Raw genomic sequence first — 21,425 nt, 5'->3', positions numbered from 1 at the left:
GTCCCTCCTCAGAAGCGGACGCTGAGCGAGATGCTGCCGTTGCGGCCCGGCTGGCTATAGGCGTCCTTGATCGGCGAGCTGGTGGCAAGGCCGCGAATATCGGCCCATTGCCAGTATTTCTGATCGGTGAGGTTGAACACGCCGGCGCGCAAGGTCACCCCCGGCAGCACCCGCCACCATGCGGTGATGTCGAGCGCCAGATATTCGTTCCCCGTGAAGCAGGCCGGCACCGGATCGGGCGCGGCCGTGGTCGGCAGCGGGAAGCACGACGCGCCGCGCGTCTCACTGTTTTCCTTTTGCCCGCCATAGGTGGCGACGATCCGCCCGCCAAAACGCTGGCCGTCATAACCGAGCCCGAGCGCCGCGCGGAATGGATCGATCGACTGGAGCGGGGTCTTCACGCCCGCGCCCGAAATCGCCGCGCCATCGGCATAGGCGAGCGCCAGCGTCGCGCTGACGCCGGGCGCCGGCCGGACCGAGCCGCGCGCCTCGAAGCCGCTCACCTCCGCGCCGGTCAGGTTGACCCATTGATAGATCCACGGATTGCCCGGCATCGGGAACGGTCGCCCGGTGGTCTCCACCTGCTCGATGAAATTGTCATATTCCGAATGGAAGCCGGTGAGTTCGAGCGACGCGAAGGTGCCGGCATAGCGCAGCCCGCCCTCGAAGCTGCGGCTCGTCTCGGGGCGCAGATCGGGATTGGGGATGCTGACATAGCCGACCGGCGGGTTCTCGAAGAAATTGTTCACCTGGCTCGGCGACGGCGCCTTGAAGCCCTCGGCATAATTGGCGAACAGCCGGAAATCTGCGGGCAGCCGCAGGACCGCGCCGAGCTTGGGCGACACCCGCGATCCGTGCTGCGCCGCGCCCGTGAAGGTCGGCAGCAGCGGATCGTCCTCGGGATCGAGATCATAGGCATCGTAGCGCAGCGCCGGGTAGAGCGTCAGCGGCCCGAGCTTGAGCTCGCCCGCGACGAACAGGCCGGCGAGCATGAAATCGGTCTCGGGGAAGGCGCGGGTCGGGAAGACCTCGCCCGCCGGCGGGACGACACCGTCGCGCAGCCCCTGCTGGTGGGTGAAGCTGATATCGCCCCCCGCGACGATCCGTACCGCGCCGACGCCGCCGCGAAGCTCGGCCGCCGCGCCATAGACGCGGTTCTCGAACGTGTTGAGCCGCTCGCGATCGGCGGCGGGGGTGCGATCCTCGTCGGTGAACTGGCGATCCTCGGCATCCTGCCACCAGGCGGCGACACGCGCATAGTTGATCGCGCCGGTGCCCTGCCACGTCCAGTCGGCCGACAGGCGTTTGCGCTGGCCGGTGTCGCGGCCGTGGAGCAGCTCGACCGTGGAGCTGAGCCCGCTCAGCACATCGGTGGTGACCAAGGTGTCGAGATATTCGCCGGTCAGGCGGATCTTGTGATTGCCCGGCGCATAGACGATGCGGCCGAGCACCGCGTTCGATTGGCCGTCCTGCGGATTGGGCTCGGTGCGCAGCGCGCCGGTGCCGCCGACGGTCCCCATATTGTCGAGCTCGGACCAGTCGCGGCGGGTATAAGCGGCCATCGCCGACCAATCACCGCTGCGCCCTGCGAGGATCGCGGTCTCGGCGAACTCGTTGTCGGCCGAGCTCCAGCCGGCCCGCGCGAGGCCGCCGATCGATTTGCCGCCGTCGAGGAAATCGGCAGGATCGCTGGTGATGAAGCTCACCGCGCCCGCCAGCCCGTCGCTGCCGTAGAGCGCAGAGGCCGGGCCGCGCAGGATCTCGACCGACTTGACCAGCCCGACATCGACATAATCGCCCCGCCCTGCCGCCTGCGCGCCGAAGGCGAAGCCGTCGGGCGCGCGGATGCCGTCGACCTGGATCAGCACGCGATTGCCGCCGATGCCGCGGATGTTGAAGCCTTCATTGCCGGCGCGGCCGGTGGCGCCGAGCGCCGCACCGAAGCGCGCGGGCCCGCGCGGCACGGTGATGCCGGGTTCATAGCGGACGAGATCCTTGATGTCGGTCACCAGCTCGTCGGCGATGCGCCGTTCGTCGATCACCGTGACCGTAGCCGGCGCGTCGACCGTGGCGATCGGCTGGCGCGTCGCGGTGACCGTGACCTGGCCCTGGTCCTGCTCCGTCGCCTCCTCGACCTCAGCCGCTGCACCCCGTGTGCCCTGTGCGAGCGCCGGCGCCGCCAGCGCGCATGCCCAAAGGCTGATCCCCGTTGCCACCCACCGCTTCATCATGCCCCTTTCGCTACTGCGACTGACTCGCATTAGCTTCCCGGTAGGAGCGTTGACCGCGTGGGTCAATCCCGTAACGAATAGGCGGCAGCGCGGAGGGGCCCGCGGATTTTCATGTGACGCCGCCGCCGCACGCCGCTACAGCGGCCGGTCATGAAGAGGCCCAAGCTTTCCGTCGTCGTCCCCTGCTACAATGAAGAGGCGTGCCTCGAGCTCTTGCACGGACGCATCTCCGCGGCCGCCCATGCGGCGGTGGGCGAGGATTACGAGATCGTGCTGATCAACGACGGCTCGCGCGACGCGAGCTGGAAGGTGATGCAGCGCCTGTCCGAAGCCGATCCGCGCCTCGTCGCGATCAACCTCTCGCGCAACCACGGCCATCAGCTCGCGCTCACCGCGGGGCTCGACCTGTGCAGCGGCGAGGAGATATTGATCATCGACGCCGATCTGCAGGATCCGCCCGAGCTGCTGACCGACATGCGCGCGGCGATGAAGAGCCAGGGCGCCGACGTGGTCTATGCGGTGCGGCGCAAGCGCGACGGCGAGACGATCTTCAAGAAGCTCACCGCGGCGTTCTTCTACCGCATGCTCGATCGGATCACCGACACGCCGATCCCGCTCGACACCGGCGACTTCCGGCTGATGACGCGGCGCGCGCTCGACGCGTTCCTGTCGCTTCCCGAGCAAGCGCGCTTCATCCGCGGGATGGTCGCCTGGGTGGGCTTCAAGCAAGTGCCCTTCCCTTATGATCGGCACGAGCGCCATGCTGGCGAGAGCAAATATCCGCTCGGCAAGATGATCCGCTTCGCGCTCGATGCGATCACCGGCTTCTCGACCGCGCCGCTGCGCTTCGCCAGCCATGTCGGGCTGCTGCTCACCGGCGCCTCGGCGCTGCTCGTGCTCTACATCCTGATCGGCTGGCTGTTCGGCGCGGCGATCCCCGGCTGGACCTCGCTGATGCTCGTCGTCGTCGTGCTCGGCGCGGTGCAGATGTTCGTGCTGGGGATGATCGGCGAATATCTCGGGCGACTCTATGTCGAGTCGAAGCGGCGCCCGCTCTATCTCGTCGCCGATGTCGCCGGGCCGGTACGCGGCCACGCCTCGCTCGGCTATCGCTTCGAGGATTCAGGCGAGGTCAGCGTCTCCCCCCAGACCGTGCGCAGCGAAACGGGGCAATAGCCCGATCCACCCTCGCCTGCGCAGGGGAGGATTTTACTTCTTCGAAGCCAGCGTGATCAGCGAGAGACCGGGCGGCAGCGGCATCCGGCCGACCATGTGGCGCTCGAGCCGGAAGACGCCCTCGAACAGGGTGTTGAGCGGCTTGGGCGGGGGCGAATCGTCGCTATCGTCCTTGCCCATCAGCTTGCCGGCGAAGCGCGCCGCGACCGCGACCGGGAAGAGCAGCGAATTGAAATAGCCGAGCTTCTTGCCCTGCAGCCCGGCGTTCGCGAGCAGCGCCTCGAAACCTGCTTTCGAATAGCGGCGCTTGTGATGGTTGACCACGTCGTGCGCGCTCCACATCCATTGGTGCGCCGGCACGGTGATCAGGATCTTGCCGCCGGGCTTGAGCGCCGTGGCGATCGCCTCGAGCGCGGCGACATCGTCCTCGACATGCTCGATCACGTCGAGCACCGCGACAAGATCGTAGCTGCCGGGCGCGACGCCGACCAGCTCGGGCAGCGGCGCGGTGCCGACCGGCTTGCCGAGCCGCTCGCTCGCCTTGGCGCGCGCGGTCTCGTCGATCTCGATCGCGTCGATCTCGCCGAACTGCGCGAGCATCGGCAGGTTGTGCCCGGTGCCGCAGCCGATCTCGAGGATGCGCGCATCCTTGGGAAGATCGCCCCAGCGCCTGAGATAATCGGCGAGGATGTCGCGGCGCGCGCGGTACCACCAATGGGTGGTGTCGTGTGCGGCCATGCGCTCGTAAACAATGCGGTCCATTTCAGCCGAATACCCATTGGCGGTTGAGCGCGAAAGTCGCGAGCGGTGTTATCAGCACGATCGGGAGCAGCGGCAGCCATTGCGGGCCGTGCAAGAGCGGACCGGTGATCACCCAGGTGAACAGCGCGTTGAGCAGCAGCCCGAAGCCCTGGACTACGAAGAATTTGAGGTGCTGGCGGCCGCTCGAATCGCGCGTGCCGTGCCCCTTGAAGCTCCAATAGCTGTGCAGGAAGAAGCCGCAGACCACTGCGACAAGGAACGCCGGCGGCACCGCGAGCACCGCCATGTTCTTGGGCAGCACGAAATAGGCGAGCGGCAGATAGACCGCCGAATAGATCACGGTCGAGATCCCCCCGGCGATGCCGAAGCGGATCAGCTGGCCGAGCACGCCGCTCGCCATCACGGATTCCAGTCGCTGGAAGATTGCGGTCACTAGTCTAGCTTGCCCTCGCGCAGGGCGCCGCCCTAATGCGGAGCGCGGAACGAGGGAAGCGATTTTGAAGCTGAGCGGTATTGGCGGTCTGCGCCTGGAAGAGGAACTGGACCGGCGCTGGCGGGCGGGCATGCTGCTCTTCTGGCTGGGCGTGGTCGCCTGGTATCTGTGGCAGCGGCAGGGCAACATCCAATGGCTGATGCTCACCGATACCGACGACAATATGCGGCTGATGCAGGTCCGCGCCTGGCTGGCGGGACAAGGCTGGTACGATCTGCGCCAGTACCGGCTCGATCCGGCGATGGGCGGGTTCGACATCCATTGGTCGCGGATCGTCGACTTGCCGATCGCCGCGCTGATCCTGTTGCTCAAACCCTTTATCGGCGTCGCCGCGGCGGAGAGATGGGCATGCGGGCTCGCGCCGCTGCTCCCGCTGACGCTGACCATGACCGGGCTCTGCCTGACCGTCCGCCGGCTGGTGGCGCCGCAGGCCTGGCTGCTCGCGCTGATCATCCTGATGGGCTGCACCTCGACGATGCTGATGTATGCGCCGCTGCGCATCGATCATCATGGCTGGCAGCTCGCCTGCCTCGCGCTGACCGTGGCGGGGCTCGCCGACACCCGGCGCGCGCGCGGCGGCGCCACCGTCGGGCTGTCGAGCGCGCTGTCGCTGACGATCGGGCTCGAGATGCTGCCCTATTGCGCGATGGCCGGCGCGATCATCGCATTGCGCTGGGTGTGGGACGCGGGCGATGTCCGGCGCATGCAGGTCTATGGGCTGAGCCTCGCGGGCGGCACCGCGCTCGGCTTCGCGCTGTTCGCCTCGAATGCCAACCAGGTGCTGCGCTGCGACGCGCTGACGCCGGTGTGGCTGAGCGTGATGGTCGCCGCCGGCACCTTGCTGTTCGGGCTGTCGTTGCTCAACCCCGCCAATCGCTGGGTACGGCTGGCGCTCGCCGCGCTTGCCGGCGCGGTGATCGTCACGGGCTTCGCGCTGCTCTTCCCGCAGTGCCTCGGCCGGCCCGAACAGGTTTCGGACGAGCTCGCCCAGACTTGGCTCAACCGCGTCCGCGAGGCCAAGCCGATCTACGAACACCCGTTCAAGACCGGCTTCCCGATCGCCGTGCTGCCGGTGATCGGCATCCTCGGCGCGCTGGTCGGGACATGGCGCGCGCGGCGCAGCGAGGCGGCGGTGGCATGGGCGGCGATCGCATTGTTCACCGCCTTCGCCGCGGCGATGCTGCTCTGGCAGATCCGCGCCGGCCCGGCGGCGCAGATGCTGAGCGTGCCGGGCGCGACCGCACTCGCCTGGCTGATCATCCCGTGGTTCCTGCGCCAGAAATCGATGCTGGTCCGCGTGTTCGGATCGGCGCTCGCCTTCCTGATCGTCTCGGGGCTCTTCGCCGGCCTGCTCCTGCCTTATCTGCCCTCGGATGCGGGCAAGACCGGCAAGGCCGGCAAGAGCATCCCCGACAAGGTGGCGCAGGCAAATGCCGCGTGCGCGCGCATCACCTCGCTGCGCCCGCTCGACATGCTTCCCAGGGCGATAATGTTCACGCATGTCGACATGGGGCCGCGGCTGATCACGATCACCCATCACTATGGCGTGGCGGGCCCCTATCACCGCAACGGCGACGCGATCCTCGCGGTGCACCACGCGTTCAGCGGTCCGGCGCGCGGCTTCCGTCCGATCGCGGCGCGGCACAAGGCGCAATATCTGCTGATTTGCCCCGACATGGCCGAGACCACGGTCTATCGCGCGCGCAACCCCAACGGCTTTTACGGCCAGCTCCATCGCGGCCAGGTGCCCAACTGGCTCGAGCCGGTGGCGCTGCCCGAGAAATCGCCGTTCCGGCTGTGGCGGATCCGCTACGACCTGCCCGACGTGCCCGAGCCGGTCAGCTCCGCAAGGATCAATGCCCCGAAAGCGCCGCCCCGGCGCTGAAGCTCGCGCGGATCCCGTCGATCACGAACTGCGCCGCCAGCGCGGCGAGCAGCACCCCGAGCAGCCGCGAGACCACCGCCTCGATCTTGGCGCCGACGACGCGCATGATCGGACCGGCGATCAGCAGCGCGACCAGTGTCAGCACGAGGATCGACGCCATCGCGGCGAGCACCACCGCCGAGCGCTCGATGCCGTTGTTCTGCGACATCAGCAGCATCACCGAGGCGATCGATCCGGGACCCGCGATCATCGGCATCGCCATCGGGAAGGTCGAGATGTCGGCGACTTCGTCGGCGCGGACCTTTTCCGCCCGGTCCTCGCGGCGCTCGGTGCGCTTCTCGAACACCATCTCGAGCGCGATCAGGAACAGCATGATCCCGCCGGCGATGCGAAAGGCGTTGAGGCTGATGCCCAGCGCGCGCAGCAGCGCCTCGCCGAACAGCGCGAAGCCGAACAGGATCGCCGAGGCGACCAGCACCGCGCGGATCGCCATCGCGCGGCGATGCACCGCGCTCGCGCCGGCGGTGAGGCCGGCGAAGATCGGCGCGCAGCCGGGCGGATCGATCACCACGAAGAAGGTGACGAAGGACGAGAGGAAGAGTTCGATCATTGCGGCTCCGCGGCTACATTGTCGTCGATGACGGTCTCGAAGGACCGGCCGTTCCAGAGCCGGGCGTCGAAATGACGCGCGCCATCGGCCGCGGCGCGCCAATGCCAGGTGAGCGATCGATCGCGGGACTGCTCGGCGCGGCATTGCGACTCACGCCCGCGACAGGTGTCGAATGCGATCTCCGGCGCTTTCGTTCCACAGGCGGCGCGGCGCAGCTTCGGCGGGGCGGCGGGGCGCGGACGGGCGAGCCTGTCGCCATGATCCATCGTCCATTTCCACGCACCATCGGCCTGGCGGACCCATAAAGTAGTGAAATAGCCGACCGATCCGTTCGGCCGCGTCCATCCGCCGGTGTTCACTGCGACGCTGCCGTCGCACGAGACATAGCTTTCGAGCGGCCACCAGCGCACTGGCCGCGGCGGATCTGGCCGGTCCTTGAGCCATGCTTGCGCATTGACCTGATGCGGCACGAACATCACCGCGTCGTGCGTCGCGAACGCCCGGAAGGCGGTCCACTGCCCTTTCTGCTGCGCCATGCGATCAAAGGCGCGCTCGGCGTCGATCGCGGTCGTCTCGGGAACGATGGCGAACAGCAGCAGGGCCAGCATCAGATCTCCCCTTCGTCGAGCGGGACTCCCTCGCGGCGGTGCGCCGCCACCAATGTGTTACGCAACAGCACGGCGATCGTCATCGGACCGACCCCGCCGGGCACCGGGGTGATCGCGCCCGCCACGCTCGCGGCGCTGTCGAAATCGACATCGCCGGTGAGGCCCGTCTCGGTGCGGTTGATCCCGACATCGATCACGCATGCGCCGGGCTTGAGCCACTCGCCCTTGACGAAATGCGCGCGGCCGACCGCCGCGACGACGATATCGGCATGCTGGAGATAGTGCGGCAGATTCTTCGTGCGCGAATGCGCGACCGTCACCGTGCAGCTCTTCGCGGTGAGCAACGCCGCCATCGGCTTGCCGACGATGTTCGAGCGGCCGATCACCACCGCGTCGAGCCCGGAGAGATCGCCGAGCCGGTCCTCGAGCAGCATCAGGCAGCCGAGCGGGGTGCACGGCACGAAGCCGGGCAGCCCGGTGGCCAGCCGGCCGGCATTGACCGGATGGAAGCCGTCGACATCCTTGTCGGGATCGATGCGCAGCAGCACTTCGTCGGCGTCGAGATGCGCCGGAAGCGGCAGCTGGACGAGGATCCCGTCCACCGCCGGATCGCCGTTGAGCCGATCGACCAGCGCGAGCAGATCGGCCTGGCTGACATCGGCGCCGGGGCGATGCTCGAAGCTCTCCATACCGGCCTCGCGCGTCGCCTTGCCCTTGGAGCGGACATAGACCGCCGAGGCCGGATCCTCGCCGACCAGCACCACCGCCAGCCCGGGCGCCCTGCCCGCCGCCTCGCGGAATGCCGGAACCCGTTCCGCCACCCGGGCACGAAGCCCCGCCGCGAATGCCTTGCCGTCGATCAATGCTGCGCTCATGGCTCGCGTCCATAAAGGCTGGCGGCGATCTTCGCCAGCGCATCCGGGTCGCCGGCGATGGCGAGCCGCTTCAGCCGCGCGGCCTCGCCGGCGCGCAACGTCACCGCGCGCTTCGGGACATCGAAGACCGTGGCGATCAGCGCGACGAGCGCGGCATTGGCTGCGCCATCGACGGGCGCCGCCGCCAGCCACGCGGCGAAATGCGCGTCGGAGCCGGCGGCGAGGCGATCGCGCGATGCGCGCGGCGTAACCCGCACGGCGATCTCGATCCCGTCGGGGCGCAGCGTCCAGGCTGCGCCGGCCCGGCTCAGATCGGCAGACCGAAGGCGGCGCGGTAGAGCGCCGGGATCACCGCGCGCTGGATGATCCACAGGATCACGAGCACCACCATCGGCGAGAGATCGAGCCCGCCGAAATCGGGCAGCACGCGCCGGATGGGGCGGTAGATCGGATCGGTCATCCGCTGCAGCGCGCGCCAGACTGCGCCGACATATTCGTTGTGCGTGTTGATCACGTTGAACGCGAGCAGCCACGACAAAATGGCCTGGACGATGATGATCCACCAGATGACGGTGAGGACGATCTGCAGGATGTCGAGGATCAGGATCAAACCCGTTCTCCGGAGCGATTGGTTTGGATGGTGATAGCGCGCGCTTCAGGCGTGGACCAGCGTGCCCGCGCCGCGCCGCGTGAAGATCTCGAGCAGCATCGCGTGCGGCACGCGCCCGTCGAGGATGACCGCGGCATCGACCCCGGCCTCGACCGCGGCGACGCAGGTGTCCACTTTCGGGATCATGCCGCCCGAAATCGTGCCGTCGGCCTTGAGCGCGGCGATCCCGGCGGGATCGAGATCGGTCATCAGATCGCCCGACTTGTCGAGCACGCCGGCGACATCGGTGAGCAGGAAGAAGCGCTTGGCCCCGCAGGCCCCGGCGATCGCCCCGGCCATCGTGTCGGCGTTGATGTTGTAGGTATGGCCGTCGGTGCCGAGCGCGATCGGTGCGACCACGGGGATGAAGCCCTGCGCCGCGAGCGAGCGCAGGATCGAGGGATCGACTGCCACCGGCTCGCCGACAAAGCCCAGATCGACGTGGCGCTCGATCCCCTGCAGCGGATCGGCATCGCGGCCGGCGACCTTCTCGGCGGTGACCAGCGCGGCATCCTTGCCCGAGATGCCGACGGCCTTGCCGCCGGCCTGGCCGATCCAGCCGACGATTTCCTTGTTGATCGATCCGGCGAGGACCATCTCGGCGATCCGCGCAGTCTCCGCATCGGTGACGCGCAGCCCGCCGACGAACTGCGATTCGACTCCCAGCCGCTTGAGCATCGCGCCGATCTGCGGGCCGCCGCCGTGCACGACGATCGGATTGATGCCGACCGCCTGGAGCAGCACCACGTCCTCGGCGAAATCGCGCGCCAGCTCGGGATCGCCCATCGCGTGGCCGCCATATTTCACGACGAAGGTCGCGCCGGCGTAGCGCTTCAGATAGGGCAGCGCTTCGGTGAGGGTCTCGGCCTTGGCGAGCAGCGCGGGATCGGGTGCGTGATCGGTCATCGCGCGCCCTTAGGGCAAAGCGCGCGCGAGCCCAAGCCCGTCTTAGAGGCTGCGGCGCCCATCGAGGAAGCGGCCGAGCCCGACGAAGAAATAGATCAGCAAGGGCACCAGCACGACGCTGAGCACCACCTTGGCGAGCATCTGGCCGACGAGCAGCTCGCCGATCGGGAAGACGCCGTAAAAGGCGATGGTGGCGAAGATCAGCGTATCGACGATCTGGCTCAGCACGCTGGCGATCGCGGCGCGCAACCAGAGCAGCCTGCCGCCGCCGCTCTTCAGCGCGCTGAAGATCGTGACGTTGAGTATCTGCGAGATGCCATAGGCGACGATCCCGCCCAGCCAGATGCGCCAGGTCGAGCCCATCATCAGCGTGAAGGCATCGCGCCGCGCCGGATCCATGCTCGGCGATGCGGGCAGGCTCAGAACGAGCTCGGTGAGCGCGACCGACAGGATCAGCGGCACGAAGCCGATCAGCACCATCCGCCGCGCGGTGTCCGGTCCGTGCAGCTCGGCGACCGCGCTCGACACCGCGACGAGCAGCAGGAAGGCGAAGATCCCGGCCTCGACCGCGAGCGGCCCGACGCCGACCCAGGTGCCGATCTGCGAGATCGGCCCGAGCGACACCTGCTTGTTGCCGAGCACACCGGCGATACAGACCATGCCGCCGTAGAAGATCGAGAGAAAGAAGAGCGAGCGCGTGATGCTGGGCCGGATTTCCATCGGCGGACGCTAGCGGGAAAGAAGCGGCTGCGAAAGATGCTGCGCTGCCCTCTGGCCTGCGCGCGCGCAGCGTGTATGGTCCCGGTTTTGCTGGCCAAATATCGAGCCGGCCTGGGGGCGCGCAAGCGGCATGAATCAGTTTCCGATCGGCATTTTCGGCATCATCGCGATCCTCGCGATCGCGTGGCTGCTTTCGAGCAACCGCCGCGCGATCCGTCTGCGCGTCGTCGGCGCGGCGTTCGCGTTGCAGGCCGGCGTCGCGTTTCTCGTGCTGCGTACCGACTGGGGACAGACGGCGCTGCACGCGCTTTCGAACGGCGTCTCGGCGCTGCTCGGCTATGCCGGCGAAGGCACCGCCTTTCTATTCGGGCCCCTCGCCAAACCTGAGCTGGGCGGCCAGAGCTTCGCGATCGCCGCGCTGCCGGTGATCATCTTCTTCGCCGCCCTCGTGTCGATCCTCTACCATCTCGGCGTGATGCAGTTCGTCATCCGCTGGATCGGCGGCGCGATCGAGAAGGTGGTGGGCACCAGCAAGGTCGAATCGCTGTGCGCGGCGGCGAACATCTTCGTCGGCCAGAGCGAATCGCCGCTGGTGATCCGCCCCTATCTCGCCCGGCTCACGCCCTCGCAGCTGTTCGCGGTGATGACTGTCGGCATGGCCGGTGTCGCGGGCACGATCCTCGCCGCCTATGCCAGCCTGCTCGGCCCCGCATCGCTGCCCTATCTGCTCGCCGCCTCGTTCATGGCGGCGCCGGGCGGGCTGCTGATGGCCAAGATCATCATGCCCGACGATCTCGCACCGGCGAAGGGCGAGCTGCCGCTCGGCGACGATCCCGAGGACGAAGCGATCAAGATCGCCGAGCACGACATCGAGGAGGAACGCGCCGCGAACCTGATCATGGCCGCGGCGACCGGCGCCTCGACCGGCGTCAAGATCGCCGTGGCGGTGGGCGCGATGGTGCTCGCCTTCGTCGCGCTGGTTGCGCTCGCCAACGGACTGCTCGGCGGGCTCGGCAACTGGATCTACGAACTTTCCGGACACGCCGCCTGGGCGCAGTGGTTCGCCGGGCTGAGCTTCCAGAAGATCATCGGCACGATCTTCGCGCCGGTGATGTTCCTGCTCGGCATCTCGTGGCACGAGGCGGTGGCGGCGGGCGGGCTGTTCGGCACCAAGGTCGTGCTCAACGAGTTTGTCGCGTTCATCGATCTCGGCCAGATGAAGGATCTCGCTCCGCGCACCGTGGCGATCATCACCTTCGCGCTGTGCGGTTTCGCCAATTTCAGCTCGATCGCGATCCAGATGGCGGCGACCGGGAGCCTCGCTCCGAATCAGCGCCCGATGATCGCGAGGCTGGGCATCAAGGCGCTGATCGCGGGCAGCCTCGCCAATTTGATGTCGGCGGCGCTGGCGGGGCTGCTGCTGCAGTGAGCCGGATGGCCGCGATACTGATCGCCTCGGCGACGTTCGCGGCCACCCCGGCGGATGCCTGCTCGCCGCCGGTGACCGGCGTGCCACGGATTGCGCCGCCAGGCGACGCGGTGATCGCGGAGAGCCTGTTCCGCCAGTCCAGCGAGATCGTCTACGGCAGGGTGATCCGCGGTGCCGGCACGCGTGGCGGCGCGCGATTCAAGGTACTCCACGTCTACAAGGGCAAGCTGAAGCCGGGCGCGATCCTCGCGATCGCATGGACCGCGCCGATGCCCTGCGCCGGCGTCACCGTGCCGCAGATCAACAAGGGCATGTCCGGCGTGATCGGCTTCAGCGGCGCCCCGAAGCTCGACTTCATAGAGCGGAAATGGGTCGATCGGATGATCGCCGACAAATGGATCGTGGCGAGCCCCGGCGACCGCGCCCGGCTTCAGCGGGTCGGCACCGGCTCCGCGCCCGAATAATCGTAGAAGCCGCGCTTCGTCTTGCGGCCGTACCAGCCGGCTTCGACATATTTGACCAGCAGCGGCGCGGGACGGAACTTGGGGTCGCCGGTGCCTTCGAACAGGACGCGGGTGATCTCGAGGCAGGTATCGAGCCCGATGAAGTCGGCAAGCGTGAACGGCCCCATCGGATGATTGAGCCCGAGCTGGCAGGCGGCGTCGATATCGGGAATCGTCGCGACGCCCTCGCCGAGCGCGAAGCATGCCTCGTTGAGCATCGGCATCAGCACGCGATTGACGATGAAGCCGGGCGCGTCGTTGGCGTGAACAATGCGCTTGTTCAGCGACTGGCCGAACTTCTCGACCGCGGCGACGGTGGCGTCCGAGGTGGCGAGGCCGCGGATCAGCTCGATCAGCCCCATCACCGGCACCGGGTTGAAGAAATGAACGCCCATGAAGCGGGCGGGGTCCGGCGCCGCCTGCGCTAGCCGGGTGATGGGGATCGACGAGGTGTTGCTGGCAAGGATCGCGTCCGGCGCGAGCACCTTGCCGACATTCTGGAAGATCGCGCGCTTGATCTCCTCGCGCTCGGTCGCGGCCTCGATCACGAGCGCGCACGGTGCCATCGCCGAGACATCGCCCACCGGCTCGATCCGGGCGAGCGCCGCCTCGGCGTCGGCGGGGGCGATCTTCTCCTTTTCGACGGCGCGCGCGAGCTGCTTGCCGATGCCGGCCTTGCCCGCTTCGGCACGCGCGCGATCCATATCGGAGAGCAGAACACGATACCCCGCCTGCGCCGCGACCTGCGCGATGCCCGCGCCCATCTGTCCCGCACCGATCACGCCCACTGTCTGCATCGTCCGTCTCCTCTTGCGCGCCACCTACCGCCACGGAAACGCTTCGGCTAGACCGTCGCCATGCTGATCCTCGCGCTTCTCGCCGCGGCACAGGCCGCACCGGCGCCCTCCGACGTCAAGGCATATGGCGATTGGGCCGTCGCCTGCGACAATATCCGCTTTTGCGAGGCGACCTCGCTGATGCCCGGCGAGGATCTGTCCGGCGATCCGCCGCAGGTGTCGATCACGCGCGAGGGCGGCCCGGCGGGCGACGTGTCGCTCGAGATCACGCCCAACGCCGAATATCGCGGCGCCTGGCGGATCGAAGTCGACGGCAAGCCGGTGGCGAACGGTTCGGTGACCGGGCCGAGCATCGTCCTGCAGGGTGCCGCGGCGGCGGAACTGATCGACGCGATGCTGAAGGGACAGGCGATGACGACCCGCGCGGGCGACGGCAAGGTGCTGAGCCAAGCCTCGCTCAAGGGGATTTCAGCAAGCCTGCGCTATTTCGATGCCAGCCAGGGACGCGCCGGCGCGCGGAGCGCCTTCGTCGCCAAGGGCCCGGGATCGGCCGCCGCGGTGCCCGGCGCTCCGCCTGTGCCGCGCGTCCAGTTCGTCCGCCCTTCGGGCAAGCCCGATGCCATTCCAGCGGCGCTGCGCACGGCGATGGGCAAGCAATCCGATTGCGATTCGGTCTACGAGGGGGGCGAGGGCGAGAAGCCCAAGGTCGAGACCCATGCGCTCGGCGGCGGCAAGACGCTGGCGCTGATCCCGTGCGGCAGCGGCGCGTATAATTTCTCGACCGTGCCCTTCATCGTCGAGCGCGGCAAGGCGGTGGTCGCACGCTTCGACCATGTGCCGGGCTGGACCCAGAGCGAAGGCATCGCGACGCTGGTCAATGCCGACTGGGACGCGGCCAAGGCCGAGCTTTCGAGCTATACCAAGGGCCGCGGGATCGGCGATTGCGGCAGCTCGGAAGGCTATGTGTGGGACGGCGCGATGTTCCGCCTCGTCGAGGCGCGGGCGATGGGCGAATGCCGCGGCTCGGCCAATTGGCTGCGCATCTGGAAGGCCGAGCCGGTCGCGCGCTAGGGCGCCATCCGCAGCGGCTGCGCCTCGCACAGCGCCAGCGCGAACCAGTCCTGCGGATCGGTCCATTCGCGGATCGGGGTCCAGCCACCCGCACGGAGCAGCATCCGGCCGCCATTGGGACCGTATTTGTGGCTGTTCTCGGTGTGGATCGTCTCGCCCGCGGCGATGGCGAAGGGGCGGTCCTCGACGGTGAACGCGACGTCGCGCTGCGCTTCGAGATGCATCTCGATCCGGGCGGCGCCGGCGTTCCAGATCGCACGATGCCGGAAGGCGTCGACCGGGATCGTCCCGGCGAGCTCGCGGTTGATCCGCTCGAGCAGATTGCGGTTGAACGCGGCGGTGACGCCCTGCGCGTCGTCATAGGCGGGGATCAGGATGTCGGGCGATTTGACCCGGTCCATCCCGATCAGCAGCCGCGCGCCTTCGCCCAGCCATTCGCGCATCGCGCGGAGCAGATTGACGGCGTGGAAGGCGTTCATGTTGCCGATCGTCGAGCCGGGGAAGAAGCCGAGCTTGGGCAGCCCGGCGACCTGCGTCGGCAGCGGCACCGGGCGGAGGAAATCGGCCTCGACCGGATGAACCGGCAGCCCGGGAAAGGCCTGTGACAGCGCCGCCGCCGAGTGGCGCAGGAACTCGCCCGAGATGTCGATCGGCACATAGGCGGCGGGATCGATCGCGCGCAGCAGAATCGGCGTCTTGGTCGACGAGCCCGAGCCGAACTCGACGATCGCCGCGTTGGGCGCGGCGAGCGCGCCGAGCTGTGGCCCGACCTGCATCAACAGCGCGGTCTCGGTGCGCGTCGGGTAATATTCGGGCAGATCGGTGATCGCCTCGAACAGTTCGGAGCCGCGGCGATCATAGAACCAGCGCGCCGGGATCGCGCGCGGCGTGGCGGCGAGGCCGTTGAGCACGTCCGCGCGAAAATTGGGATCGGCGAGCCCGCGCTCGCCGTCCACCATCTCTTGCTTGAGCATCGTTACAGATCCCTGGCCAGACGCACGCCGGTGAACTGCCAGCGCTGGTGCGGATAGAAGAAATTGCGGTAGCTCGCCCGGACGTGACCGCGCGGCGTCGCGCAGCTGCCGCCGCGCAGCACGAACTGCCCGCTCATGAACTTGCCATTATATTCGCCGACCGCGCCCTCGGCGGCGCGGAAGCCCGGATAGGGGCGATAGGCGCTGCCGGTCCATTCCCAGACGTCGCCGAAAAAGGCCGGGCCGCCCGGCGAGGGGCGCGGCTCGACCGCGCCGGCGCGGTCGAGCTGGTTGCCGCCGTTCGGGTCATGCCGCGCGGCCGCGGCTTCCCACTCGAACTCGGTGGGCAACCGCGCACCGGCCCAGCTCGCATAGGCGTCGGCCTCGAAGAAGCTGACATGGGTGACCGGCGCAGCGGGATCGACCGGGCGGCGGCCATCGAGCCCGAAGCGCGTCCAGACCCCGTCGCGCTGCTCCCAATAGAGCGGCGCCGCGACGGCGTTCGCCTGCACCCATGCCCAGCCATCGGAAAGCCAGTGGCGGGAGTCGCGATAGCCGCCATCGGCGATGAAGGCCGCCCATTCGCCATTGGTCACCGTGCGGTCGGCGAGGGCATGGGGATGGAGCAACTGGGTGTGGCGGGGGCCTTCGCAGTCGAAGGCGAAAGGTTGCGAAGTTGTCGCGGAGCCGATGTCGGCGGGACCGGTCACGCCGTCGAGCCATTGGATCGGGCCGGGCACCGCGACCGGCACTTTGGGGGATCCGGACCAAATAGCTGATTCCAAAGGATTTATGGAGAAGTGATGGAGGATGTCGGTGAGCAGCAGCTCCTGATGCTGCTGCTCGTGATGACATCCCAGCTCGACCAGCGCCTGCGCCGCCGGGGACAGATCGGGCAGCGCCGCGAGCAGCGCGGCGTCGACCGCCTCGCGATAGCGCAGGATCTCCGCGAGCGACGGGCGCGACAACATGCCGCGGCGCGGGCGGGCGTGGCGCTGCCCCTCGGCCTCGTAATAGCTGTTGAACAGGAACGGCCAGCGCGAGTCGAACAGGCGATAGCCGGCCACATGATCGCGCAGGAGGAAGGTCTCGAAGAACCAGGTCGTGTGCGCGAGGTGCCATTTTGCCGGCGACGCATCGTCCATCGACTGGATCGTCGCATCGGCGTCCGACAGCGGGGCGACAAGATCGGCGCTGAGCGCCCGGACCGCGGCAAAGCGCGACGCGAGTGCGGAGGAAGCCGAAAGTACGTCGCGCTCCGTTCTCATAATGTTCCCCCTACGCCGTCGCCGCTATAGCGTCAACCCGAAACGAGCCGGTCAGCGCGATGCGCCCGGCACCCATAGAACGTCTCCCGCCCCGTTGCGGTTCATTGCCCGCGCGGCGACGAAGAGCAGATCGGAGAGGCGGTTTAGGTAGGCGATCGCCTCGGCACGCAGCGCGACCGTCGCGGCGGCGGCCACCGCGGTGCGCTCGGCGCGGCGCACGATCGCACGGGCGAGATGCAGCGCCGCCGCGGCAGGCTCGCCGGCGGGGAGGATGAAGCTGGTCAGCGGATCGAGCGCGGCGTTGAGGTGATCGATCCGCGCCTCGAGCCATTCGATCTGACCGGGCACGATGCGCAGCGCGCCCTCGATCTCGATCGGGGTGGCGAGATCGGCGCCGAGATCGAACAGATCGTTCTGGATGCGGGCGAGCATCTCGCTGAACGTGCCGGGCCCGAGCGCGGCACGCGCGACTCCGATCGCGCTGTTCGCCTCGTCGACGTCGCCGATCGCCGCCATGCGCGGATCGGCCTTGGACAGGCGCGAGCCGTCGACCAGCCCCGTGGTGCCGTCGTCGCCGGTGCGCGTGTAGATCTTGTTCAGCTTGACCATGAAGCGATCCCTAGCCCTGCCCGGCGCTTCGCGAAAGCGCCGGCGGATTTACGCGCGGGTAAGCCTAAAACCACACCGCGCGGTAACCCGGCGGGGCGCAGCATATAAGCGGAGGAAATCCGTATGCGCTCGAATGACCAGAATGCGAATGGGACGCTGCTGGGCCAGTCCGATCTGGCCGAACGCCGCGCCAACCCGCGTACCTCGACGGCGCTCACCGCGACGATCCGCGCCAGCGGCGACGTGCGGCGGATCAAGGGCGAGGTCGCCGACGTGTCGGTGGAGGGCTGCAAGATCTTCACCTGGGGTCTGCGCGAGGGCGACGAGGTCTGGGTGGCGATCGCCCATCTCGCGCCGATGCCGGCGACAGTGATGTGGTCGCGCGAGGGCGTGGTCGGGCTCAAGTTCAAGGGCACGCTCCACCAGTCGCTGGTGACGCATCTCGGATTTCTGTGACCATGGCGGCGATGCGATGCGCCGTCCGTCCCTGCTCGATCTCGAACTCGCGGTCCTGATCGGCCTGCTGCTCGTCGCCTTCGTCTGGTGCCTCGTCGCGCTCTATCGTTGAGCGCGGTCAGCCCTTGGCGGAGAGGATCAGCAGCAGCAGCGCGATGATCGCGATCGCGACGCCCTGAAACAGGATGCGCTGCTGCATGAGCTTCTGCGAGCGCAGCGACCGATCGCTCGGGCCCTCGCCCTCCAGATCCTGGGTGGTGGTCTGCGCCATGTTGATCAGACCCTTGATGAGCACGACGACCACCGCGAGCATCGCGGCGAGGAGCAAGGCGGCGAGGAAGAAGGTCATTCCGCCGTCCTACGCCTTTGCCGGCGCGAAGCCAACCGGGAGCAAACCCTGACGCAGCCGGTCGGCCAACCCGCGGCCGTCCTCGCCGGCGAGGCGCATCGCCTCGAGGCTGGGCGCGCCGTGGCGCTTGGCGAGCCGCGTGCCGTCGGGACCGAGCAGCAGCGGATGGTGGCGATATTCGGGCGTCGGCAAGCCGAGCAGCGCCTGGAGCAGGCGATGGACATGCGTCGCCTCGAACAGGTCCTTGCCGCGAACGACATGCGTGACGCCCTGCGCGGCGTCGTCGACGGTGACCGCGAGGTGATAGCTGGCGGGGGCGTCCTTGCGGGCGAGGATGACGTCGCCGTGCGAGCGCGGGTTGGCGCGGATCCAGCCAGCGGGGGTGTCGTGCCACCAAAGATCCTCCCCGGCACGGGGAGGGGGACCAGCCGCAGGCTGGTGGAGGGGGTTCTCCACCGGCGACGCCGTTTGGGGCGAGCCCCCTCCACCACCGCCTTCGGCGGCGGTCCCCCTCCCCGTGTCGGGGAGGATCTCAAGCGCCTTCTCCACATCGAGCCGCCAGCTATGGGGGCGGGAGAGATCGGGATCGGCCAGCCCGCGGCAGGTCCCCGGATATATAGTCCCCTCGGGCCCGTGCGGGGCCGACAGGCTCGCGGCGATGTCGGCGCGGGTGCAGAAACAGGGGTAGAGCAGGCCCATCGCGCGGAGACGATCGAGCGCGGCTTCGTAGAGGTGCAGGCGCTGCGACTGGAAGGTCGCCTCGCCGTCCCAGCCCAGCCCGAGCCATTCGAGATCGCGCAAGATCGCCTCGACATGCCCGGTGCGGCTGCGGGTGCCGTCGATATCCTCGATGCGCAGGCTGAAGCGTCCACCGTGCCCGCGGGCGAAATCGTGCGCCTGAAGCGCGGACCAGGCATGGCCGAGGTGCAGGCGCCCCGTCGGGCTCGGCGCGAATCGGCTGTGGACAACCATCAAACCCGCCCTTGACCGCGAGTCGCGGCATATGCTGTCATGTGCACGTCACCATTCCCGGTCAGGGAGTGCGGCAACCAAAACGGGGCGAGGGAACGTATGTACCATCCCGATCTGATCCGCCATCCGGACAGTTGCCCCGCGCTTGTCCTGAACGCCGATTACACGCCGCTCAGCTATTATCCACTCAGTGTGTGGCCATGGCAGACCGCGATCAAGGCGCTGTTCCTCGAACGCGTCGACGTCGTCTCCTATTACGAACGCGAGATCCGAAGTCCCAGCGCGAGGCTGAAGCTTCCTTCGGTCATCGCGCTCAAACAATATGTCAGACCGTCCCAATTCCCTGCCTTCACGCGCTTCAACCTGTTCCTCCGCGACAAATTCTCCTGTCAATATTGCGGCAGCCTGCGCGACCTCACCTTCGACCATGTCATTCCCCGCGCCCAGGGCGGGCGCACCACCTGGGAAAATGTCGCCACGGCCTGCGCCCCCTGCAACCTGCGCAAGGGCGGGCGCACCCCGAAGCAGGCGCACATGCCGCTCCACATCGAACCGATCCGGCCGACGAGCTGGCAGCTGCAGGAACATGGCCGCCGCTTCCCGCCGCATTATCTCCACCAGACCTGGCGCGACTGGCTCTACTGGGACGTCGAGCTCGAGGCCTGAACCCCCTCCTTCCCTGCCCGTTGTCCCGCCGGGATTTTTTCGTCGGCCGGCGAAGTGAGTCTTTCGTGCCACACCCACCAGCGCTTGCGCCTGTGGATAACTTCTTGACTCAACATCTGGTCGGGTGCCGGAATGTTCTGGGCCGTTAACGGCTTAGCAGCCTTTCTCGTTAACCAATGTTTGCTTGACGGCGGACTCCGCCAGCCGCGAATACGCGCGTTCCGGGCAAGGGAGTTGAGTGAATGGGGGTTCTGGAAAAGGTAAATGTGCGGGGCCGCACGGCTGCGCAGCCGGTGCCGGTGCTGCCGCTCGACCAGATCCTGCGCGGCGACTGCATCGCGCACATGAAGGCGCTGCCCGACAAGTCGATCGACTGCATCTTCGCCGACCCTCCCTATAATCTGCAGCTCGGCGGCGACCTCAATCGCCCCGATGGCAGCCATGTCGACGCCGTCACCGACGCATGGGACAAGTTCGACAGCCTCGCGGCGTACGACAAGTTCACCCGCGAATGGCTGACCGAGGCGCGCCGCATTCTCAAGGATGACGGCACGATCTGGGTGATCGGCAGCTATCACAACATCTTCAAGGTGGGCTCGGCGATCCAGGATCTCGGCTTCTGGATCCTCAACGACATCATCTGGCGCAAGGCCAATCCGATGCCCAATTTCAAGGGCACGCGCTTCACCAACGCGCACGAGACGCTGATCTGGGCGTCGACAGGCGAGAAGGCGCGCTACACCTTCAACTATCGCAGCATGAAGACGCTCAACGACGAGCTGCAGATGCGCAGCGATTGGGAATTCCCGATCTGCGGCGGGCAGGAGCGGCTCAAGAAGGACGGCCATAAAGTCCACCCGACCCAGAAGCCCGAGGCACTGCTCTACCGGATCCTGCTGGCGAGCACGAAGAAGGGTGATGTGATCCTCGACCCGTTCTTCGGCACCGGCACCACCGGCGCGGTCGCCAAGCGGCTCGGCCGGCGCTGGATCGGGATCGATCGCGAGGGCGTTTATGTCGAGGCGGCGCAGGCGCGCATCGACGCGGCGCTGCCGCTCGACGAGAGCGCGCTCACCACGATGCAGGCGCCCAAGGCGGCACCGCGCGTGGCGTTCGGCCAGCTCGTCGAGAATGGCTATCTCGCGCCCGGCACGGTGCTCACCGATGCCAGGCGGCGGCACCGCGCGGTGGTCGGCGCCGACGGCTCGCTCAAATGCGGCGACGCGGCGGGATCGATCCACAAGCTGGGCGCGACGCTGCAGAACGCGCCGTCGTGCAACGGCTGGACGTGGTGGCATTACGAGGACGGCGGCGCGCTCAAGCCGATCGACGCGCTGCGCCAGACTTATCTGCTGGCGACGCAGCCCTAGTTCGATCCTCCCCGGCACGGGGAGGTGGCAGCGCCCAGCGCTGACG

Annotated in this window: 24 protein-coding genes; 8 read left to right on the top strand and 16 right to left on the bottom strand. The window is 68.0% G+C overall.

Annotated elements, in window-relative coordinates; translation table 11 throughout:
- Nucleotides 1-8: 8 nt before the first annotated feature.
- Complete coding sequence (locus E5A74_RS10785; protein ID WP_240699762.1) at nucleotides 9-2,228, bottom strand: TonB-dependent hemoglobin/transferrin/lactoferrin family receptor; 2,220 nt, start codon at nucleotides 2,226-2,228, stop codon at nucleotides 9-11.
- Between the two features lie 153 nt (nucleotides 2,229-2,381).
- Between E5A74_RS10785 and E5A74_RS10780 the strand changes: the two genes are divergently transcribed.
- On the top strand, nucleotides 2,382-3,407 hold the full coding sequence (locus E5A74_RS10780; protein WP_135984716.1) for a glycosyltransferase family 2 protein: 1,026 nt from the start codon (nucleotides 2,382-2,384) through the stop codon (nucleotides 3,405-3,407).
- A gap of 33 nt (nucleotides 3,408-3,440) precedes the next feature.
- On the opposite strand, the gene E5A74_RS10775 is transcribed toward E5A74_RS10780, so the two are convergent.
- A complete protein-coding gene (locus E5A74_RS10775) occupies nucleotides 3,441-4,169 on the bottom strand; it encodes a class I SAM-dependent methyltransferase (protein ID WP_135984714.1) in 729 nt (242 codons plus the stop codon).
- Between the two features lies 1 nt (nucleotide 4,170).
- Complete coding sequence (locus E5A74_RS10770; protein ID WP_206365844.1) at nucleotides 4,171-4,569, bottom strand: GtrA family protein; 399 nt, start codon at nucleotides 4,567-4,569, stop codon at nucleotides 4,171-4,173.
- Nucleotides 4,570-4,732: 163 nt separating this feature from the next.
- Between E5A74_RS10770 and E5A74_RS10765 the strand changes: the two genes are divergently transcribed.
- Nucleotides 4,733-6,547, top strand: a complete 1,815-nt coding sequence (locus E5A74_RS10765; protein WP_240699779.1) for an AcrB/AcrD/AcrF family protein — start codon at nucleotides 4,733-4,735, stop codon at nucleotides 6,545-6,547.
- Here E5A74_RS10765 and E5A74_RS10760 read toward each other — a convergent pair.
- The 7 genes from E5A74_RS10760 to E5A74_RS10730 are packed head-to-tail and all read right to left on the bottom strand — an operon-like array spanning nucleotide 6,516 to nucleotide 10,915.
- Nucleotides 6,516-7,157 carry a MarC family protein gene (locus E5A74_RS10760; protein ID WP_135984712.1) on the bottom strand — a complete coding sequence of 214 codons (642 nt, stop codon included), beginning with the start codon at nucleotides 7,155-7,157 and terminating at the stop codon, nucleotides 6,516-6,518. The genes E5A74_RS10765 and E5A74_RS10760 overlap by 32 nt on opposite strands.
- Nucleotides 7,154-7,765 (bottom strand): Cif family virulence factor, encoded by a 612-nt coding sequence (locus E5A74_RS10755; protein ID WP_135984710.1) that lies wholly within the window; start codon nucleotides 7,763-7,765, stop codon nucleotides 7,154-7,156. Before E5A74_RS10755 ends, E5A74_RS10760 begins: the two co-directional genes overlap by 4 nt.
- Nucleotides 7,765-8,640 carry a bifunctional methylenetetrahydrofolate dehydrogenase/methenyltetrahydrofolate cyclohydrolase FolD gene (folD, locus tag E5A74_RS10750; RefSeq protein ID WP_135984708.1) on the bottom strand — a complete coding sequence of 292 codons (876 nt, stop codon included), beginning with the start codon at nucleotides 8,638-8,640 and terminating at the stop codon, nucleotides 7,765-7,767. The genes E5A74_RS10755 and folD overlap by 1 nt, the downstream gene beginning before the upstream one ends.
- Nucleotides 8,637-8,909 (bottom strand): DUF167 domain-containing protein, encoded by a 273-nt coding sequence (locus E5A74_RS10745; RefSeq protein WP_276469524.1) that lies wholly within the window; start codon nucleotides 8,907-8,909, stop codon nucleotides 8,637-8,639. The genes folD and E5A74_RS10745 overlap by 4 nt, the downstream gene beginning before the upstream one ends.
- A gap of 38 nt (nucleotides 8,910-8,947) precedes the next feature.
- Nucleotides 8,948-9,250, bottom strand: coding sequence for a YggT family protein (locus E5A74_RS10740; RefSeq protein ID WP_135984704.1), 303 nt, complete (start codon nucleotides 9,248-9,250; stop codon nucleotides 8,948-8,950).
- A gap of 45 nt (nucleotides 9,251-9,295) precedes the next feature.
- Entirely contained in the window at nucleotides 9,296-10,195 is a 900-nt protein-coding gene (gene argB, locus E5A74_RS10735) for an acetylglutamate kinase (RefSeq protein ID WP_135984702.1), read from the bottom strand.
- 42 nt (nucleotides 10,196-10,237) lie between these two features.
- Nucleotides 10,238-10,915 (bottom strand): queuosine precursor transporter, encoded by a 678-nt coding sequence (locus tag E5A74_RS10730; RefSeq protein ID WP_135984700.1) that lies wholly within the window; start codon nucleotides 10,913-10,915, stop codon nucleotides 10,238-10,240.
- Between the two features lie 130 nt (nucleotides 10,916-11,045).
- Between E5A74_RS10730 and E5A74_RS10725 the strand changes: the two genes are divergently transcribed.
- Nucleotides 11,046-12,344 carry a NupC/NupG family nucleoside CNT transporter gene (locus tag E5A74_RS10725; RefSeq protein ID WP_135984698.1) on the top strand — a complete coding sequence of 433 codons (1,299 nt, stop codon included), beginning with the start codon at nucleotides 11,046-11,048 and terminating at the stop codon, nucleotides 12,342-12,344.
- 5 nt (nucleotides 12,345-12,349) lie between these two features.
- A complete protein-coding gene (locus tag E5A74_RS10720; RefSeq protein WP_135984696.1) occupies nucleotides 12,350-12,808 on the top strand; it encodes a hypothetical protein in 459 nt (152 codons plus the stop codon).
- On the opposite strand, the gene E5A74_RS10715 is transcribed toward E5A74_RS10720, so the two are convergent.
- Complete coding sequence (locus E5A74_RS10715; RefSeq protein ID WP_135984694.1) at nucleotides 12,775-13,644, bottom strand: 3-hydroxyacyl-CoA dehydrogenase NAD-binding domain-containing protein; 870 nt, start codon at nucleotides 13,642-13,644, stop codon at nucleotides 12,775-12,777. The genes E5A74_RS10720 and E5A74_RS10715 overlap by 34 nt on opposite strands.
- Before the next feature lie 60 nt (nucleotides 13,645-13,704).
- On the opposite strand from E5A74_RS10715, the gene E5A74_RS10710 reads away from it, so the two are divergent.
- Nucleotides 13,705-14,715 carry a DUF1176 domain-containing protein gene (locus E5A74_RS10710; RefSeq protein WP_135984692.1) on the top strand — a complete coding sequence of 337 codons (1,011 nt, stop codon included), beginning with the start codon at nucleotides 13,705-13,707 and terminating at the stop codon, nucleotides 14,713-14,715.
- On the opposite strand, the gene egtD is transcribed toward E5A74_RS10710, so the two are convergent.
- From egtD to E5A74_RS10695, 3 genes are read right to left on the bottom strand one after another with little or no spacing between them, the layout of a single operon-like run.
- Nucleotides 14,712-15,689 carry an L-histidine N(alpha)-methyltransferase gene (gene egtD / locus E5A74_RS10705; RefSeq protein ID WP_135984690.1) on the bottom strand — a complete coding sequence of 326 codons (978 nt, stop codon included), beginning with the start codon at nucleotides 15,687-15,689 and terminating at the stop codon, nucleotides 14,712-14,714. The genes E5A74_RS10710 and egtD overlap by 4 nt on opposite strands.
- A 2-nt stretch (nucleotides 15,690-15,691) precedes the next feature.
- Nucleotides 15,692-16,957 carry an ergothioneine biosynthesis protein EgtB gene (gene egtB, locus E5A74_RS10700; protein ID WP_135984688.1) on the bottom strand — a complete coding sequence of 422 codons (1,266 nt, stop codon included), beginning with the start codon at nucleotides 16,955-16,957 and terminating at the stop codon, nucleotides 15,692-15,694.
- Nucleotides 16,958-17,008: 51 nt separating this feature from the next.
- Nucleotides 17,009-17,566 (bottom strand): cob(I)yrinic acid a,c-diamide adenosyltransferase, encoded by a 558-nt coding sequence (locus tag E5A74_RS10695; protein ID WP_135984685.1) that lies wholly within the window; start codon nucleotides 17,564-17,566, stop codon nucleotides 17,009-17,011.
- A 123-nt stretch (nucleotides 17,567-17,689) separates the two neighbouring features.
- On the opposite strand from E5A74_RS10695, the gene E5A74_RS10690 reads away from it, so the two are divergent.
- Nucleotides 17,690-18,022, top strand: coding sequence for a PilZ domain-containing protein (locus E5A74_RS10690; RefSeq protein ID WP_135984683.1), 333 nt, complete (start codon nucleotides 17,690-17,692; stop codon nucleotides 18,020-18,022).
- 118 nt (nucleotides 18,023-18,140) lie between these two features.
- Here the strand turns inward: E5A74_RS10690 and E5A74_RS10685 are convergent, their stop codons facing one another.
- Both E5A74_RS10685 and E5A74_RS10680 read right to left on the bottom strand, forming a co-directional pair.
- Nucleotides 18,141-18,371 (bottom strand): twin transmembrane helix small protein, encoded by a 231-nt coding sequence (locus tag E5A74_RS10685; RefSeq protein ID WP_135984681.1) that lies wholly within the window; start codon nucleotides 18,369-18,371, stop codon nucleotides 18,141-18,143.
- 9 nt (nucleotides 18,372-18,380) lie between these two features.
- A complete protein-coding gene (locus tag E5A74_RS10680; protein WP_135984679.1) occupies nucleotides 18,381-19,343 on the bottom strand; it encodes a glutamyl-Q tRNA(Asp) synthetase in 963 nt (320 codons plus the stop codon).
- A gap of 99 nt (nucleotides 19,344-19,442) precedes the next feature.
- Here E5A74_RS10680 and E5A74_RS10675 point away from each other — a divergent pair, with 99 nt between their 5' ends.
- Nucleotides 19,443-20,009: an HNH endonuclease gene (locus tag E5A74_RS10675; RefSeq protein WP_135984677.1), complete on the top strand. Its 567-nt coding sequence runs from the start codon at nucleotides 19,443-19,445 to the stop codon at nucleotides 20,007-20,009.
- Between the two features lie 242 nt (nucleotides 20,010-20,251).
- Nucleotides 20,252-21,379 carry a site-specific DNA-methyltransferase gene (locus tag E5A74_RS10670; RefSeq protein ID WP_135984675.1) on the top strand — a complete coding sequence of 376 codons (1,128 nt, stop codon included), beginning with the start codon at nucleotides 20,252-20,254 and terminating at the stop codon, nucleotides 21,377-21,379.
- Nucleotides 21,380-21,425: the final 46 nt, after the last annotated feature.

The sequence above is a fragment of the Sphingomonas naasensis genome, assembly GCF_004792695.1.
GTDB classification, from domain to species: Bacteria; Pseudomonadota; Alphaproteobacteria; order Sphingomonadales; family Sphingomonadaceae; genus Sphingomonas; species Sphingomonas naasensis.
Note: the sequence above shows the minus strand (reverse complement) of the source record. Positions and strands in the feature narration are given on the sequence as shown.